This window comes from Sphingobium sp. Cam5-1 (genome assembly GCF_015693305.1).
In the GTDB taxonomy this organism is placed as follows: domain Bacteria; phylum Pseudomonadota; class Alphaproteobacteria; order Sphingomonadales; family Sphingomonadaceae; genus Sphingobium.
In genome coordinates, this window is record NZ_CP065138.1 from 277548 (window position 1) to 293425 (window position 15878).

A 15878-nucleotide genomic window follows, 5' to 3' on the forward strand; every position below is an offset into this window, starting at 1 on the left:
AAAAACAGGCTCCCCTAAGCCGGTTCGCTAACCGTTTCCCGCTTGCCTTGCGATCGCCCCAGCAGCACGCCCGTCAGCGCCAGCGCAAAGCCCGCCAGCTGAACCGGCACGAGCTTTTCGCCGAACAGCAGCCAGGCTTCCACCGCAGCAAGCGGCGGGACCAACAGCAACAGCATCGACATCCGCGTCGGACCTTGCGTCCGCACCAGCCAAACCAGCAGCGACAGGCCGCCCGCCGACAGGCCCAGCACTGACCATGCCAAGCCCAGCCATAATATGGGCGCGCCATCCCAACGGGCCTCCCCCGTAATCAGCGCCGCCGCGATCGGGACAATCGCACCGCCTGCATTTTGCACCGCGCCGGAAATCCAGATACCGTCCCCCGCCATCGATCCGCGTTGCACCAGCGTGCCCGCAGCCATGGCGATCACCGCGAGCAATCCAGCGATCGCAGGCAAAATCGGCACCGCCCCCGCGCCCGACTTCTCGATGGTCGGCAGCAGCACGCAAACCACGCCCGCAATGGCGATCGCCAGTCCCGCCCATCCGCGCGCCAGCAGCCGATCGCCCAGCAGGAACGCGCCCGCCACCGCCACCATCAATGGTTGCAGCGCGCCGAGCAGCGACATGATGCCAGCGGGCATGCCATTATACACCGCCCACCAGCTGACGGTCAGGTAAACGCCGTGCAGCATCGCGCCCGCCGCCAGATGCAGCATCAGCCGCTTGCCCCGGGGCAGCCTTTGACCCGCCCGCCAGGCAACGAACCCCAGCAGCAGCGCCGTCAGCGTCATGCGTACGCTCAGGATCAGTTCCGGCGCGCCATAGGGCACCGTCCCACGCGCAACGATGAACCCTGTGGACCAGATCAGGACGAACAGCAGCGAAGCGCCGAAACCTATCACTCGCGCCCCGCCCGTATCGCCGCGCCCGCCGCAAAGGGCGTGATCGCGACGAGCAGCAGCGACGCAGCCCCCAGGAACTTGAGCGCCGCCCCGCTCCCATCGCCCAGCGTCCCCGCCCCAAATATCAGCAGTGGCACCGCCAACGGCAGCGCCAGCAGCCCGGCCAGCGCCCCACTCGATCGCAGCCCCGCCGTCAAACTCGCCACCAGCAGCCCCAGAGCCGCGAGCGCGGGCGTCCCGATCAGCAACCCCAGTTCCAGCATCCCGACCGTCGCGCCCTCCAGCTTCAGCAGCGCGCTAGCGGGCAACGTCGCGATCATCAGCGCCGGGCCAAAGCCCAGCCAATGCGCGATCAGCCGCGCCAGCATCACCATTTCATCGCCAACGCCGCGGAGCGCAATCTGGTCCAGCACCCCAGCGTCGCGATCAGGCGCGACCAGTCGATCCACCGGCAACAGGCTCGCCAGCAGCGCCGCGATCCACAGCATCCCGCCACCCGACCGACGCAGCAGCGCAGCGTCCGGCCCCACCGCAAACGGATACAGGCTCGCCACCAGCAGCAGGAAAGCCACCGGCAGCCACAAGCCCGCCGACTGCCACGCCTGCCTTAAATCCCGCATGACCAGCAGCGCCACCACCCTCACGCCGCCTCCTCAGCGACATAATCGCTAAGGTCGATCACCACGGGCGAAGCCATCGGCAGCGGCTGATGCGACGCCGCAACCACGATCCCGCCTCCCGCCAGATGCGCCGCCACCGCCGCGCCAAGCAGCCCGAGCGACGCATCGTCCAGCCCGTTACCCGGCTCGTCCAGCAGCCACAGCCCGGCGCCGCTCGCAATCACCCGCGCCAGCGCCGCCCGCTTGCGCTGCCCGGTCGAAAGCATCCGTACCGGAATCCCGCCAAGCGGCCCCAGCGCCATCGCCTCCAGCGCGCCGTCCAGCGCACCAGCATCCGCACCATCCAGCCGCGCCCAGAAACCAAGCGCTTGCGCCAAAGGCTCTTCCAGATCCAGCGCCAGCCGCTCGTCAGCCAGCGCGATCCTGCCGCGCCGCTCGATCGTCCCCGCCATCGGCCGCAGCAGCCCCGCGCAAATACGCATCAGGCTCGACTTGCCGATCCCGTTCGGCCCCCGCAGCAGGGCGCTGCCCCCCGGCTCCAACGCCAGGTCGACACCCCGGAACAGCAGCCGCCCGCCACGCGCGCAGGCGATGCCCGACAGACGCAGCGCCGCGTCGCTCATGGCGCGACCATGTCCTCCAACACGTGCATATCGATGTCGGAAAGGCCGAAATGGTGGCCGATCTCATGCACCACCACATGGGTGATCAGCGCGTCCAGCGGCACGCCCGTTTCCACCCATTCATCCAGCAACGGCCGCCGGAAAAGATGCACCATTGGCGGGCCGTCGCCCGTCTGCTCCGGCTCCCCCACCGGCCGCCCGGTATAAAGGCCGGTCAGGCCGAACGGATCGTCAATCTCCATCTCCTTCAATATCCGTTCGTCGGCAAAATCCTCGACGAACAGGACCACGTTGGACAGATGGGACCGGAAAGGGTCGGGCAACCGCCCCAGCGCCTCAAGCGCCAGTCGTTCGATCTGCGCTATGGTTGGCGCGAAAAGAGGGGGTTGACCGGCGTCTGACATGGCTGCGACATAGGCGAAACAATATTATGAGGATAGAGCCATGATTGGTAAACTGTCCGGCGACGAACGGGCGCAGGAGCTTGCTTCTCTTGCCGATTGGACGCTGGTGAACGACCCTGAAGGCATCCGGCGGCGCTTCACCTTTGCGGACTTCAATGCCGCGTTCGGATTTATGACCCGCGTCGCGCTTCTGGCTGAGCAGGCGAACCACCATCCCGAATGGTTCAACGTCTATAATCGCGTGGACATCACCCTGACGACGCATGACGCCGATGGCTTGTCGCGCCGTGACATAGATCTCGCAAAGGCGATCGACGCGCTGCTCACCGCCTGAGCGGACGGCTCGATCAGGGTCGCCTTTCGATGTGATCCTCATAACCATGCAGCGCAGCGGTCACTGCCGGGTCACCGGCATAGCGGCGGCGCAGCATGGCGAGTTTCGCGTCGGTCCCGGTGCATAGTTCGGCGATGCTTTCCATCAGGAACACGCGCCTTTCCCCATCATAGGGTTCCTCGCCCCGGAAATGGTCGCAACTGTCCCGATCGACCATGAAGCTGGTGACTTCCTGCGGGAAGGGCGTCGCAAGCGCGGCATCAGGAGAGGGAGGCAGATCCAGCGATCCGCGCGGCGCGGGCTGCGCCTGCACGGTTACCTCGGCCGACGGGCGCTGCGGCGCCGCGACCACCTCGATCGGTTCACCCTCGATAGCGTTGGCGGAAAGCACGGGCTCTGGGGCAGTCGCATTGTTCGCGGACGCGGCATCGCCAGACGCGTCACGGCAAGCCGCGGTCAGCGCCAGCATCATCACCAATGGAACCAGCCCCACCCGTGCGCCCACCGATTTCCTCCCGCAAAATGGCAACGAGATCAGCGACATGCGGCAGCCGCTGTTCCTCCTCATCGAGAATCGCCATGAATGCGGCTTGCCTATAATCGCGCACGCGTTCTTCCGAAAGGCGGCTTGCCGCAGGTAATGCGGAAATTACGATATCCAGCAGCCGTTCGACACCATGAAGGCGTCCCCACAAATAGTCATTCTCCCGATAGGCCCTGCTGAAAAATGCCCCGAAATTATTGAATTCAATGCCTTTTAACGTGGCTTCGGCCCCGCCTGACCGAATGGCGCTGCAATCCTCCGGGGAAATCCGGTCCACCTTCACCGGATCATATTCTTCCATGGCGTGGCCCTGGAGCAACGGTAGGGTGGCGATATCGTAAAAGGGAAAGCCGAGATAGGAGAGCAGCATGATCCGCCGCTCCGCCTTGGGAAGTCCCGCGAGTGCGTCGGCCAGCATCATCTCGGCCACATCATCCCGCGCCTTCAGGTCGCGTGCCTGCGCGATCGCGTCCAGCGCCGCCGCCGGGTCGGAAGGCACCTGCTTGGCTGCGGCGCGGATCGCGCCATTATAGAAATCGGTGCCTTCGCATTCCGTATAATGCGCCATCGATTCATAGATGGCGTTGTGCATCTTCTGGATCGCGGCGTCGCCAGCCGCAGAATCGATCTCCAGCGTGTCGGCCAGCCGTCGCGCCAGAAAGCGCAGGCGGCGGATGCGAAAACTCAGGTCATGGGTGCGGAAGAAGGCGACCGGCGGCGATCCCGGCCCGACATCCTCGATCAGCTTGTCCGCGCCGATCGTCCGGACATGCGACCACAGCGCCTGCCGGAAATTTTCCCGCATCAAGGGACTGTCCTCATCGCTCAGGCGGAACAGCAAACCGGCCAGATCCTCGACGATGCCCGAAAGTTTCAGATGACCATAGGCCGGAAAGGCAAAGCCTGCCGAGCTTGCGGCCCGCACCTGCGCCTTTGCGCGCCAGGCGGACAGCCGCGCGGGCGTCGGACGGTCGAGGAACAGCATGCCGCCAATCGTGTTTTCGACCTCGGCTTCGATCCCCGGCCTCAAAGCATTTAGAATGCGTACCATCCGGCGAATGCGCGAAGAATGGCGATCAATCGCTTCCAGATTATCGCGAATCGGTTGCTCGCGCGGAATGTCGCTGAGCGCGCCGAAAATCGTGCGGAAGAAACCGGGCAGCTGAGCCTTGTCCTCTGGCGTGGCGTCTTCCTGCTCGCCCTCCCGGTTCAGCCGGATCGATCGACGGCCCGGCTTGGGATCAATATAGACGAAACGCCGATCCACTTCGCGCCGAGACGGACGGTTCCGCAGCGCGCCGATCGCCTGGGCAAAGGGTGCGTTCGCCAGCACCGATCCGTCGATCAGTATCGCGTCCTCTGCATTGCCGCGTGCCCAATGGCGGGGCAGGGCATGGGCCAGAAATGCGTCCCGGGTCGGCCATGCGCGGTGCCGCTGTTTCAGCACCCGATCAAGTTCGCGCACCGTGAAGGGGGGGAATGCGCCGGGGAAGCTCGCTGTCGCCCGCGCGGCGAATACCAACTCGGCGGGGTCGGCGAACAGGCGATCGCCACGCCCCCGCGCGTGGAAACCGATGGAAAGGCGATGTTCGGTTTCCACCACCTGCGGCGGGCTGTTGAGGTTCAGACTTTGCGGATGGCCTTCGAAATCCGTGACCGTGACGAACAGGTCCAACGGGTGCCCCTCGGGCAGTAGCGGCGGCCCGCGCTCGGCAGCTTCCATCGCATCGAAGGCGTCAAGGATCATCGCCGTGAAGATTTCGCCACCAAAGGGTGGCTCGAACCATCTGGACCGGATGAAATTCGACAGCTTGTGCCGCACCTCCTCGCGCGTGTCCGGGGCTACCGTGCGTTCGATCGTGTCGCCGGGCCGCCGCGCCGCCATCCACACCAGCGGCGTTGCCCAGAATTTGCTGATCCGCCGCGCGGGACGCGCATCCGGGTCCAGCAACTGCTCCACATCGGCATTTTCCAGCCACAGGTCGGTCAGCGGCTCCAGCGACTGCCCGGTTTCGATCGCCTGCGCCAAAAATATGCCGTTGATCCCGCCCGCGCTCGCCCCAGCGATGATGTCGGGCATCACGCGCAGCCGGATGCCGCTAGCCGCTTCCAGATCTTCCAGCAGTTTCCTGTAAACCGCCTCGCTGCCCTTGCTGCTCGGGGTGCCGTCATGAAAACTCCGGCTTGCCCGCGCCAGCCGCCAGATTTCCTTGGTGATGCCGTGCATGTAGACGGCCAGACTGATCCCCCCATAGCAGACCAGCGCCAGTCGAAGTTCGCGCTCCTTCATGATGCGTAGCCCTCAGGCCCTAAACCTCTCGTCCGTTCGCCCTGAGCCTGTCGAAGCCTGTCCTGAGCGCCTGCTGCAAGCAGGCAGTCGAAGGGGGCTTCCCATGTCTTTGAAGCCACAGGCAGAGGCTTCATATGGTCCAGTCCAAACGAAAACACCGAACTCACAACCGAAACTCCGCCCAGATCGGTAAATGATCCGAAGCCTTGCGCGACGCCGCACTGTCATGCACGCCGCTGTCCACCAGCTTCAATTGCCCGCAATGCATGATCCGGTCGAGATGCGCGACGGGCCGCCGCGCGTGGAAACTCCGGCCACAAGGCGCGAAGCTATAATGGCGCGCAAAGTCCGCCAGGCACCCTCGGTTCGCGCTCCATTCATTCAAATCGCCCATCAGCACGGTCGGCATGGCGTCCCGTTGCGCCGCCGCGTGGATGACTGCCGCCGCCTGCTTGCGCCGCCACAGACCCGACAGGTCGAGATGCATGCCAAAAACACGCAGCTTTGCCTTGCCCAGTTCAACCTCCGCCATCGTCGCGCCACGCGGTTCCAGGCAGGGCAGGTGCAGCACGTCATGGGTGCGGATATCCGCCTCCTTCCGCACCAATATCGCGTTGCCATGCCAGCCCATCGAATCGACATGCACGTTCAACGGAACCGGCTTGTACTGGCTCATCGATTCCAGCAGCCAGGGTGGGATGGCGGCTGATCGAACGCCAAATCGGCGATCCGCTTCCTGCAACGCAATCACGTCCGCGTCCAACTCTCCCAGCACCTCCAGCACTCGTTCGGGGCTGCGGCGGCGGTCTGTGCCAATGGCTTTGCGGATATTATAGCTGGCAACGCGTAACGACTTCATGGCGAGACAATGCGCCACATCCGCATGAGTTTCCAGCGCTCTTGGACGGTCTCCAAACTTCTTCGTCATAAGGCGGGCGGGGCGAGGGGGCCGATCCATCTGTTCTTTGTTCTTGAAACGTTCACCGTGGCAAGTCATAGCTCCGCCATGGCCAAGGCAAAGCGCAAATTCGTCTGTCAGCAGTGCGGCACGCTCTCCTCCCGTTGGCAGGGGCAATGCGATGACTGCGGCGAATGGAACAGCATTGTCGAGGAAGCGTCCGAAACCATCTTTTCCGCGCGCCATGATCTACAAAGCGGCGGACGCGCCCTGACTTTGGTAGGCCTGAACAGTCAGGTTGAACTGCCCCAGCGCACCAGCACCGGCATTGCGGAGTTCGACCGCGCACTGGGTGGCGGCATCGTTCCGGGTTCCGCCACGCTGATCGGTGGCGATCCGGGGATTGGCAAGTCCACCCTGTTGCTTCAGGCGGCCGCCCGCATTGCCGCGCGCGGCCTTTCCGTTGCTTATATCAGCGGTGAAGAAGCGGCGGATCAGGTTCGCCTGCGGGCGCAGCGCCTCGGCCTTGGCAACGCGCCCGTGCAACTCGCCAGCGCGACCTCCGTCCGTGACATCCTGACGACGCTGGGGGAGGGGGAGCCGCCGGCGCTGCTCGTCATCGACTCCATCCAGACGATGCACAGCGACCTGATCGAGGGGGCGCCGGGCACCGTCAGCCAGGTGCGCGCATCAAGTCAGGAACTCATCCGCTTCGCCAAGCAGCGCGGCACAGCCGTCATTCTCGTCGGCCATGTGACCAAGGATGGCAGCATCGCCGGACCGCGCGTGCTGGAGCATATGGTTGATACGGTCCTGAGCTTCGAGGGCGAGCGTAGCCATCAATATCGCATCCTGCGCGCGATCAAGAACCGCTTCGGCGGCACCGACGAGATCGGCGTCTTCGCGATGGTGGCGGAGGGGCTGGAGGAAGTCTCCAATCCATCGGCGTTGTTCCTCACCCATCGGGACGAAACCGTGACCGGCGCGACCGTCTTTCCTGCATTAGAAGGCACGCGGCCCGTACTGGTGGAGATACAGGCGCTCGTCGTCCGCCTGTCCAGCGGCGCCACGCCCCGGCGTGCGGTGGTGGGCTGGGACAGCGGCCGTCTCGCCATGGTCCTTGCCGTGCTGGAGGCGCGCTGCGGCCTCAGCTTCTCCACCTGCGAAGTCTATCTGAATGTCGCGGGCGGCTACCGCCTGTCCGATCCGGCCGCCGACTTGGCGGTTGCCGCCGCGCTCATATCGGCGCTCGCGGAACGGCCGGTGCCCGCCGATCTGGTCCTCTTCGGCGAAATCGCGCTTTCGGGGGAAATACGTCCTGTCGCTCATGCCCCGCTGCGCCTGCGCGAATCGGCCAAGCTCGGTTTTGAACGGGCCTATGTGCCTTCCGCAGTCGCCGACGGAGTGAAGGGAATAGCGGTCAGCGGCTATCGCGCCTTAAGCCAATTGGTTGACCAGATGCTCGGCCGCGGATAGCCCGGCGCTCATGAACGCCGTCGATATCCTCGTCCTTCTCGCCATCGGCGGTTGCGCCGTATTGGGCTTGCTTCGTGGTTTCGTTCTTGAAACCCTTTCGCTGATCGCCTGGGTCCTCGGCATCTTCGCCATGCGCATCTTCCACCCCTCCGCGACCGAACTCCTCACCCCCTTGGTCGGAACCACCGGAGGCGCGTCAATTCTCGCATTCCTTCTTGTTTTCGGCATAACCTTCGGCGCAGGAAAACTCCTCGCCCACGCCATCGGCCGCCGTACCCGTCAGTCGATTCTTGGCCCCATCGACCGCGTCCTCGGCGGTGGCTTCGGCGCCATCAAGGGATTGATCGGGGCAACGCTGGTCTTCCTCGCGTTCAGTCTGACCTACGACACTTTCTACGGCAGCGGAGAGCGCCGCCCCGATTGGTTGTCCGACGCCCGCACCTATCCGCTGCTCAACGCCAGCGGCCAGGCGATCAGCGAATTCGTGGCCGAACGCCGCGCCAGAAAGTCGGACGCCGAAAGCGACTAATCGCTACAGCCAGCCCTTTGCGCGGTAAGCGTCCGCTGTTGCTTTCAATCCCTCTTCGGTAGCAACTTCGGGCACCCACAATTTTTTGGGAGGCTGCTTGCGCTTTGTGACCACCCAATCGGGATGGCAGAAATAGCTGACTCGATCCTGCGTCAGCTTCGCCGCCTTGCCCCGCAGCATGCGATCCAGCTGCGCGCCCAAGCTCAGCGCCCAGTTGGGCGTGGCAAAAGTCCGCACGGGTCTTCCGACCGCTCGTCCGATCGCCTGTCCGAAGTCCAGATGATCCCATCCGCCAGGCGTGCCGTCGTCCGCCTCATAACTGTGAGCAAGGCTCATTTCCGTCTCGCCAGCAAGAAGCAGCAGCAACCGGCCAAGGTCGCTGACCTCGATCAGGGACAGCCGTCCACCCGGGGGCAGCAGCATGATGCCCCGCTTGGCCATCCGGAACAGCTCCAGCATTTCCCGATCACCCGGCCCATAGATCGCAGGCGGGCGCACGATCGTCCAATCCAGTCCGCTCGCCTTGACGTGACGTTCGGCGAGCGCTTTGGACCAGCCATAGTCGGACAGTTTCGGTTCCCGCGCGGCCAGCGATGACACATGGACCAATCGCCGGACCCCACGCTGCCGCATGGCGTCGATGACGGCCATTGTCCCCCGCGCGTTCCCGGCCTCGAACCCGTCGCGATCGGACGCGTTTACGACGCCTGCAATATGGATCACCACATCGGCGTCGCGTACCAGCGTGTTCAGCGCCGCACGGTCTTCAAGCGATCCGGGCACCCATTTCAGCCGGGCGCGGGGCGGCTGCGCCTTTCGGGTGATGGCTGTCACATGATGCCCAGCGTCCAACGCCTGATTGAGCGTTTCGGCGCCGACAAAACCTGTCGCGCCGGTCATGGCAATGCGTAATTTCATTGGGGTCAGACCATGGCCATCTGGTCGCGATGAACGAGCACGGATCGGGGCAGATGGCCTAGCAAAGCCGCGATATCCTCGCTGCGTTTGCCTGCGACCCTTGCCGCTTCTTCGCTGTCATATTCGCTCAGCCCACGCGCGATCACCCGGCCATCCGGCGCGACGATATCAACGACATCACCTCGCCCGAACGCGCCCTCTATCTTCGCCACACCGGCAGGCAGCAAGCTGTTGCCGCGTCCCAATGCTTTTTCCGCGCCTGCGTCGACGATGATGCGCCCGCGAACGGTCAAACGCCCAGCAAGCCATCCCTTGCGCGCCCGCTTGGCAGGTGCCGCGAGGAAGATCGATCCCTTTCCGCCATTGATCCAATGGGACAGCGGAGCATCAACCTTGCCGGAAATGATCGCGAGATGCGCTCCGGCCCCTGTTGCGATCCGCGCCGCCTCGATCTTGGAGGTCATCCCTCCCGACCCCATTCCGGACGCAGACCCGCTGTCCGCCATATTTGCGATCCGCGCGTCGATGCGCTCGATTGTTTCTACCAACATAGCGCCCGCATCGACATGCGGGTTGGCGGTGTAAAGCCCATCGACGTCGGAAAGCAGCACCACCGCGTCGGCCCGTGCTGCCTGTCCGATACGTGCCGCCAGCCGATCGTTATCGCCAAAGCGGATCTCCGCTGTGGCGACGCTGTCGTTCTCATTTACCACCGGCACCACATTGAGTGTGATCAGGCGTTCCAAAGTCGCAGACGCATTCAGGTAGCGCCGCCGATGCTCAAGATCGTCCAGTGTCACCAGCATCTGCGCGGCGGTGATCCCCTTGTCCTGCAACAACCGAGCCCAGCATTGCGACAGTGCGATCTGTCCTGTTGCCGCTGCGGCTTGAGCGTCTTCCAGACTGCCTCGCCCACCCTTTGGCAGCTTCAATCGTCTTGCGCCCAGCGCAATTGCGCCTGACGAAACGATAATGATCTGCTGTCCGGCTGCTTTGCGGGCAGCGACATCTTCGACCAAGGTTCGGAGCCAGGCTTCGCGAACCTCGCCATTCCCATCGACCAGCAGGGCCGAGCCGATCTTGATGACCAGTCGCCGAACTTGGGAGGGGGGGAAGCCTGAAAGAGAGGAAGTCACGGGATCAGTTCCGTTCGCCTGGAACGTGAAGAATAAGTGGCGATTGATGAGCGTTCAGATCGGCGACCATGAAGCGTCGCCTTCGTCACTGGCCTCTTCCTCCATCGGTCTGCCGTCCGCTAGCAATGGCAGGACAGCATCCAGCAGCGGTTGCACACCTTCGCCAGTCGCGCCCGAGATGATGAATATCTTCTCCACGCCAGCCTCGCGCCGGATTTGGGCGGCGATGTCCTCCATCAATTCCGGCCCGAGCAGGTCGCCCTTGTTGAGGGCCACGATCTGCGGTTTGTCGGCTAGCCCCTCGCCATAGGCTTCCAGTTCATCCTGCACGATCCGGAACTGTTCGACCGGATCGTCTCCAGTGGCGTCGATCAGGTGCAGCAGCACGCGGCAGCGCTCGATATGGCCAAGGAATCGGTCGCCGATGCCAGCGCCTTCGGCTGCACCCTCGATCAAGCCGGGGATGTCTGCCAGGACGAATTCCTTGTCACGGTGCGTGACGACGCCGAGCTGTGGCTTGGTGGTGGTAAAGGCATAGGCCCCGACTTTGGCCTTGGTATTGGTCACCTGATTGATGAAGGTCGACTTGCCAGCATTCGGCATGCCGACCAAGCCGACGTCGGCAAGCAATTTCAGCCGCAGCCAGACCCACATTTCCTGTCCCGGCCAGCCCGTTCCATGCTGCCGTGGCGCACGGTTGGTGCTGGTCTTGTAAGACAGGTTGCCCCGGCCGCCATCGCCGCCGCGCAACAGGACCAAGCGTTGCCCTACCTCTGTGAAGTCGGCGAGCAGTTCCTGATCTTCATATTCCGGATAACCATCCTCGTCCTCTGTGCCCTCTATGGGCTGGGGATCGGAGAGGATCTGCGTTCCTACGGGAACTTTTATGACGAGGTCGTTGCCGCCAGCGCCATAGCGATTCTTTCCCGCGCCCGGCATGCCGCGCTGTGCCTTGAAATGCTGGGTGTAGCGGAAGTCTATAAGGGTGTTGAGGCCAGCTACGGCTTCGAAGATGATATCTCCACCCTTGCCGCCATTGCCGCCATCAGGGCCGCCATATTCGACATATTTCTCACGCCGGAAACTGACCGCGCCGGGGCCGCCCCAACCGGACTTTATGTATATCTTCGCCTGATCCAAAAAATGCATGGGCTGGCCCATAGCCGCTTATGACGCGGAATTAAACCTTGCCGTCTGCTATCGCTCGAAACTCACCTTTTCCATGCGGGACGGCGTCTGCTGGCGCCGTCCCTTCTTCGTTCAGGCCGCCAGCGCGGGCATGGCGTCGTGATAAAGGTCCATTGCAGGATCAATCATCATGCGCCGGGCCACGCCTTCTTCAAAGACCCGGCATTCAGCCGCATTTCCGCGCGCCGGACTGTAACGTTGCTCCACCCGGCCGGTGTAACGAAAGCCGATTTTCCGAAGCACATTGCCTGACGCCGGATTGTCAGCGAAATGCGCCGCGCGAATCCCGCTCACGCCTGCTGCTCGGGCCATGCCGTACACCGCGCTGGCGGCCTCCGTCGCAAAGCCCAGCCCCCAATAGGGACGCGCTATCCAATATCCGAGTTCAGGCGTGCCATCTTCGGTCAAATGGATGCCGCATCCGCCAACCAGGCGCGGAGCACCGCGAGTGCGGGAAAAAGCCAGAAGACGCGGCAGGCGTGTATCCTGCGGAAGGGCAAGGAAGCTGCGTGCGTCATCAATGCCATAGGGCGTCGGCACGCGGACAAGGTTGCGCAGGACCGCCGGATCGCCAATCGCTTCGGCCAGCGCGGATGCGTCTTCCATCCAACCGGGTCTCAGCAGCAGGCGGGGGGTACGGGCGAACATGTGAAAATCTCTCCTCTGGTCGACACGCCAATGGCCGCAAAAAGTTACGGCTTGACGACTTCTTTCCTCTGGCTGTGCCCCGCCCGCATGACGCGTGAGAAGGCTCAGGGTTCCAGAGGTTTGAGGGAAAATGAGGGGAGGTGCGCCGAACGGAAAAAGGGGCGCTCCCGGATGGGGCGCCCCTTTTTCCCTCGGATTATCAGAGATGGTCCAAGACCATCTTCCGGAAGGATCGCCCCAATAATGAGGGACGATCCGTCATTGATCGTCCGTTATTCGGCTGCTTCAGCCATGGCATCGACCGACACATATTTGCGGCCGAGCTTGCCAGTGTGGAATACCACGCGGCCTTCGCCCAGGGCGAAGAGGGTGTGGTCCTTACCCATGCCAACATTGCGGCCGGGATATACGCGGGTACCACGCTGGCGAATGATGATGTTGCCGCCGATCACTTCCTGACCGCCGAACTTCTTCACGCCAAGGCGCTTCGATTCCGAATCGCGACCGTTACGCGATGAACCGCCAGCTTTTTTATGTGCCATGACTCAAACTCCTCGAAACTGGACTGCGGCTCAGGCGATCGACACGATCTTCAGGATCGTGTGGTTCTGGCGATGGCCGTTCTTGCGACGGTAATTGTGACGACGACGCTTCTTGAAGACGATGACCTTCTCGCCCTTCGCCTGCGCGATGATTTCGGCGGCGACGGTCAGCTTGCTGACGTCTTTCACGTCGCTGCCTTCGCCGGCGAACAGGACGTCATCCAGCGTCACCTTGTCACCGGCCTCACCGGCCAGCTTCTCGACGACGATCTTGTCTCCGGCGGCGACGCGATACTGCTTGCCGCCCGTGCGCACGACTGCGAACATGGCTCTTCTCTTCTCGTTCAAATCTGCTTTACGCAAATCGCCGAGGACATGACGTCCTGTTGACCCGCGCGGGAATGTGGCCCGGTAGTGGACTGACTCGCTTCTGTCAACCGGGAAGCCCCCTTCTTAGGGGTGGTTTTTGCGCGGGTCAGCGCCTATCTTCCCCTCTCGAAGGGAACCCGCCGCGCATGATGCCAACATCGTACAGGACTGACAGCATGAGAGGCAGGCTTCTCTTCATGCTGACCCTGTGGATGGCGATCGGTGTTGCGTTATTAAGTGCCCTGACGCCATTGGGGCCGCCGTCCAGCATAGCAACGGGCTCGGCGTTCAATCCTGCCACCACAGGCGTGGTGCTGAAGGCCCGGACCCAATCGGCGTCGGCCGACTGCCGCCTGACCCAGCCTGATGGTTCGGGCGACAACCCCTTGTTATTTTCATTGATGCCATGGTTGGTATCTGTGGCGGGCCTGCTGGCCGCCGTGGGGTGGTCGCGATCTAATCCCTTGTATGTCCGGACCTGCCCCTCGCTCTTGCGCGGGGGTATTTCACACGCCTTTCACGCTCGCGCTCCGCCTGCCCTGACTTAACGCCCACTCCGTTAATCGTCCGGCAGGAGAGATCCATGACCCACAGACGGTCACGCCGCAGCAACCGACGGCTGCCATGGTGGTTCATACCCGCCGTGTTCACTGGGCTGGGTGCTGCCGGAGCCTTGTTGTCGGCCGCTATGCTAGCGGTCGCAGAATGAAAATATGATAGGCTGCCGGTGAAGGTTCAGAGGGCCGCACCGGCAGACAGGGAAGGACGTCCATGCCTCACCACACGCCCCTGATCGGAACAATCGTCGCGGGCCTCGTTGTTGCTTTCATAATGGGTGCCATAGCCCATCGTCTCAAACTTTCGCCGCTGGTCGGTTATCTTATCGCGGGGATCATGGTTGGTCCTTTCACCCCAGGCTTTGTTGCTAACACCAGTCTGGCCAACGAATTGGCCGAAATCGGTGTCATTTTGCTGATGTTCGGGGTGGGACTCCATTTTTCGCTGCGTGACTTGCTGTCGGTGAAGAATATCGCCGTACCCGGTGCCATTGGGCAGATCGCGGTAGCAACGCTGCTCGGCATGGGACTGTCGCACTATATGGGCTGGCCAGTGATGGGCGGTATTGTGTTCGGCCTCGCTCTTTCGGTGGCGAGTACGGTCGTTTTGCTGCGCGCCTTGCAGGGGGCCGATCTTGTGGAGACGCGGCGGGGGCGCATAGCTGTTGGCTGGCTGATCGTCGAGGATTTGGTGATGGTGCTGGCGTTGGTACTGTTACCTGCGCTGGCGAAGGTTATGAACAATGCAGACGCATCGGCCGGGATGGGTGACCTGCTGGCACCGCTGCTAAGTACCCTGCTGAAGGTCGCCGGTTTTGTAGCCCTGATGCTCGTGGTGGGCCGACGGGTCATTCCTTGGGCGCTGCACTGGGTAGTTCACACCGGATCGCGGGAGTTGTTTCGCCTGGCTGTGCTGGCAATCGCCCTTGGCGTGGCTTTCGGCGCGGCCGTGGCGTTCGATGTGTCATTTGCGCTGGGCGCCTTCTTCGCGGGCATGATACTGGGCGAGACGCCGCTTAGCCGCCGCGCGACGGAGGAAACGCTGCCGCTGCGCGACGCATTCGCGGTACTGTTCTTCGTGTCGGTGGGCATGTTGTTCAATCCATCGGTGCTTGTCGAACAGCCGTTGCCCCTGCTTGCCACCGTGGCGATCATCATCATCGGCAAGTCTATCGCCGCGTTCGCGATCGTACGCGCCTTCGGCCATCCGGGGGATACGGCGTTGACGATCGCGGCGAGCCTGGCGCAGATCGGCGAGTTTTCCTTCATCCTTGCTACATTGGGCACTGGCCTAGGCGTGCTGCCTGCGGAAGGACGCGACTTGATCCTTGCCGGGGCGATCGTGTCGATCTTTTTGAATCCGTTCATCTTCTCGATGATCGTGCGGGCGCACAAGAAGGAGGAAATTGAGGAGGAGGCGGAAGCAGAAAGGGCGCGCCAGCGGCCGCACATCGGCCACGTGATCCTGGTCGGATATGGCCGGGTCGGCAAGATGATTGCGGAGCGCCTGTCCGAACGCAATGCCCATTTCGTTGTGCTGGAGACGGACCCGGAACGGGCAGAGGAGGCCGAGGAGGCGGGCCATCCGGTAGTGCGAGGAAGCGCGCTGGAGGACCGTTATTTGATGGCTGCTGGCATTTGCGAGGCTCGGCGGTTGCTGATCGCCGTTCCGGAAGGGTTTGAAGGTGGTGCGATCCATGAGCATGCGCGTCACCTCAATCCCAACCTGCAGGTGATTGCGCGAGCGCATAGTGATGCAGAGGTCGCACACCTGGAAGGGATTGGCGTACCCCATGTCGTCATGGGAGAGCGCGAGCTGGCAGCGCGGATGCTTCAGTTATCCGGCGCGGGTTGAGCGTCAGCTGAGGCTGTCTCAGGCAACAATGTGCTCCTGTAA

The 15878-nt window shown here is 63.1% G+C and carries 18 protein-coding genes; 5 read left to right on the forward strand and 13 right to left on the reverse strand.

What is annotated here, in order from left to right; all coding sequences use genetic code 11:
• Positions 1-14 precede the first annotated feature (14 nt).
• From IZV00_RS01470 to IZV00_RS01485, 4 genes are read right to left on the reverse strand one after another with little or no spacing between them, the layout of a single operon-like run.
• A complete protein-coding gene (locus IZV00_RS01470) occupies positions 15-905 on the reverse strand; it encodes a DMT family transporter (RefSeq protein ID WP_196225473.1) in 891 nt (296 codons plus the stop codon).
• Positions 902-1549: a heme exporter protein CcmB gene (locus tag IZV00_RS01475; RefSeq protein ID WP_196225474.1), complete on the reverse strand. Its 648-nt coding sequence runs from the start codon at positions 1547-1549 to the stop codon at positions 902-904. The genes IZV00_RS01470 and IZV00_RS01475 overlap by 4 nt, the downstream gene beginning before the upstream one ends.
• Positions 1546-2148, reverse strand: a complete 603-nt coding sequence (gene ccmA, locus IZV00_RS01480) for a heme ABC exporter ATP-binding protein CcmA (RefSeq protein WP_196225475.1) — start codon at positions 2146-2148, stop codon at positions 1546-1548. The genes IZV00_RS01475 and ccmA overlap by 4 nt, the downstream gene beginning before the upstream one ends.
• Positions 2145-2552, reverse strand: coding sequence for a metallopeptidase family protein (locus IZV00_RS01485; RefSeq protein ID WP_196225476.1), 408 nt, complete (start codon positions 2550-2552; stop codon positions 2145-2147). Before IZV00_RS01485 ends, ccmA begins: the two co-directional genes overlap by 4 nt.
• Before the next feature lie 40 nt (positions 2553-2592).
• Here IZV00_RS01485 and IZV00_RS01490 point away from each other — a divergent pair, with 40 nt between their 5' ends.
• Complete coding sequence (locus tag IZV00_RS01490; protein ID WP_196225477.1) at positions 2593-2886, forward strand: 4a-hydroxytetrahydrobiopterin dehydratase; 294 nt, start codon at positions 2593-2595, stop codon at positions 2884-2886.
• Positions 2887-2899: 13 nt separating this feature from the next.
• Here IZV00_RS01490 and IZV00_RS01495 read toward each other — a convergent pair whose 3' ends face one another.
• The 3 genes from IZV00_RS01495 to IZV00_RS01505 form a co-directional block, all read right to left on the reverse strand.
• Entirely contained in the window at positions 2900-3391 is a 492-nt protein-coding gene (locus IZV00_RS01495) for a hypothetical protein (protein WP_230463247.1), read from the reverse strand.
• A complete protein-coding gene (locus IZV00_RS01500) occupies positions 3327-5720 on the reverse strand; it encodes a patatin-like protein (protein ID WP_196225478.1) in 2394 nt (797 codons plus the stop codon). The genes IZV00_RS01495 and IZV00_RS01500 overlap by 65 nt, the downstream gene beginning before the upstream one ends.
• 163 nt (positions 5721-5883) lie before the next feature.
• On the reverse strand, positions 5884-6579 hold the full coding sequence (locus IZV00_RS01505; protein ID WP_196225479.1) for an endonuclease/exonuclease/phosphatase family protein: 696 nt from the start codon (positions 6577-6579) through the stop codon (positions 5884-5886).
• Positions 6580-6726: 147 nt separating this feature from the next.
• Here IZV00_RS01505 and radA point away from each other — a divergent pair, with 147 nt between their 5' ends.
• Positions 6727-8094, forward strand: a complete 1368-nt coding sequence (gene radA / locus IZV00_RS01510; protein WP_196225480.1) for a DNA repair protein RadA — start codon at positions 6727-6729, stop codon at positions 8092-8094.
• A gap of 10 nt (positions 8095-8104) precedes the next feature.
• A complete protein-coding gene (locus IZV00_RS01515) occupies positions 8105-8623 on the forward strand; it encodes a CvpA family protein (RefSeq protein ID WP_196225481.1) in 519 nt (172 codons plus the stop codon).
• A 3-nt stretch (positions 8624-8626) separates the two neighbouring features.
• Here the strand turns inward: IZV00_RS01515 and IZV00_RS01520 are convergent, their stop codons facing one another.
• From IZV00_RS01520 to rplU, 6 genes are all read right to left on the reverse strand, one after another.
• Complete coding sequence (locus IZV00_RS01520; RefSeq protein WP_196225482.1) at positions 8627-9541, reverse strand: NAD-dependent epimerase/dehydratase family protein; 915 nt, start codon at positions 9539-9541, stop codon at positions 8627-8629.
• Positions 9542-9546: 5 nt separating this feature from the next.
• A complete protein-coding gene (gene proB / locus IZV00_RS01525) occupies positions 9547-10677 on the reverse strand; it encodes a glutamate 5-kinase (RefSeq protein ID WP_196225483.1) in 1131 nt (376 codons plus the stop codon).
• Between the two features lie 54 nt (positions 10678-10731).
• Positions 10732-11826, reverse strand: a complete 1095-nt coding sequence (gene obgE, locus IZV00_RS01530; protein WP_196225484.1) for a GTPase ObgE — start codon at positions 11824-11826, stop codon at positions 10732-10734.
• Positions 11827-11937: 111 nt separating this feature from the next.
• The gene (locus tag IZV00_RS01535) at positions 11938-12513 is read right to left on the reverse strand and encodes a GNAT family N-acetyltransferase (protein WP_196225485.1); all 576 of its coding nucleotides are present in this window, start codon (positions 12511-12513) and stop codon (positions 11938-11940) included.
• A gap of 272 nt (positions 12514-12785) precedes the next feature.
• Positions 12786-13055, reverse strand: a complete 270-nt coding sequence (gene rpmA, locus IZV00_RS01540; RefSeq protein WP_007683600.1) for a 50S ribosomal protein L27 — start codon at positions 13053-13055, stop codon at positions 12786-12788.
• 30 nt (positions 13056-13085) lie between these two features.
• Positions 13086-13382 carry a 50S ribosomal protein L21 gene (gene rplU / locus IZV00_RS01545; RefSeq protein ID WP_196225486.1) on the reverse strand — a complete coding sequence of 99 codons (297 nt, stop codon included), beginning with the start codon at positions 13380-13382 and terminating at the stop codon, positions 13086-13088.
• 625 nt (positions 13383-14007) lie between these two features.
• On the opposite strand from rplU, the gene IZV00_RS21315 reads away from it, so the two are divergent.
• Together IZV00_RS21315 and ybaL are read left to right on the forward strand one after the other, a co-directional pair.
• On the forward strand, positions 14008-14133 hold the full coding sequence (locus tag IZV00_RS21315) for a hypothetical protein (RefSeq protein ID WP_268934771.1): 126 nt from the start codon (positions 14008-14010) through the stop codon (positions 14131-14133).
• A 62-nt stretch (positions 14134-14195) separates the two neighbouring features.
• Positions 14196-15836 (forward strand): YbaL family putative K(+) efflux transporter, encoded by a 1641-nt coding sequence (gene ybaL / locus IZV00_RS01550; RefSeq protein WP_196225487.1) that lies wholly within the window; start codon positions 14196-14198, stop codon positions 15834-15836.
• Positions 15837-15878 lie beyond the last annotated feature (42 nt).

Bases quoted from the DNA above. Each gene is read 5' to 3' on its own strand.
- IZV00_RS01505 (WP_196225479.1), bottom strand. From the start codon at position 6,579: ATGAAGTCGTTACGCGTTGCCAGCTATAATATCCGCAAAGCCATTGGC.
- rpmA (WP_007683600.1), bottom strand. From the start codon at position 13,055: ATGGCACATAAAAAAGCTGGCGGTTCATCGCGTAACGGTCGCGATTCG.
- IZV00_RS01535 (WP_196225485.1), bottom strand. From the start codon at position 12,513: ATGTTCGCCCGTACCCCCCGCCTGCTGCTGAGACCCGGTTGGATGGAA.
- ccmA (WP_196225475.1), bottom strand. From the start codon at position 2,148: ATGAGCGACGCGGCGCTGCGTCTGTCGGGCATCGCCTGCGCGCGTGGC.
- IZV00_RS21315 (WP_268934771.1), top strand. From the start codon at position 14,008: ATGACCCACAGACGGTCACGCCGCAGCAACCGACGGCTGCCATGGTGG.
- IZV00_RS01490 (WP_196225477.1), top strand. From the start codon at position 2,593: ATGATTGGTAAACTGTCCGGCGACGAACGGGCGCAGGAGCTTGCTTCT.
- IZV00_RS01515 (WP_196225481.1), top strand. From the start codon at position 8,105: ATGAACGCCGTCGATATCCTCGTCCTTCTCGCCATCGGCGGTTGCGCC.
- IZV00_RS01485 (WP_196225476.1), bottom strand. From the start codon at position 2,552: ATGTCAGACGCCGGTCAACCCCCTCTTTTCGCGCCAACCATAGCGCAG.
- rplU (WP_196225486.1), bottom strand. From the start codon at position 13,382: ATGTTCGCAGTCGTGCGCACGGGCGGCAAGCAGTATCGCGTCGCCGCC.
- ybaL (WP_196225487.1), top strand. From the start codon at position 14,196: ATGCCTCACCACACGCCCCTGATCGGAACAATCGTCGCGGGCCTCGTT.
- IZV00_RS01500 (WP_196225478.1), bottom strand. From the start codon at position 5,720: ATGAAGGAGCGCGAACTTCGACTGGCGCTGGTCTGCTATGGGGGGATC.
- obgE (WP_196225484.1), bottom strand. From the start codon at position 11,826: ATGCATTTTTTGGATCAGGCGAAGATATACATAAAGTCCGGTTGGGGC.
- radA (WP_196225480.1), top strand. From the start codon at position 6,727: ATGGCCAAGGCAAAGCGCAAATTCGTCTGTCAGCAGTGCGGCACGCTC.
- IZV00_RS01520 (WP_196225482.1), bottom strand. From the start codon at position 9,541: ATGAAATTACGCATTGCCATGACCGGCGCGACAGGTTTTGTCGGCGCC.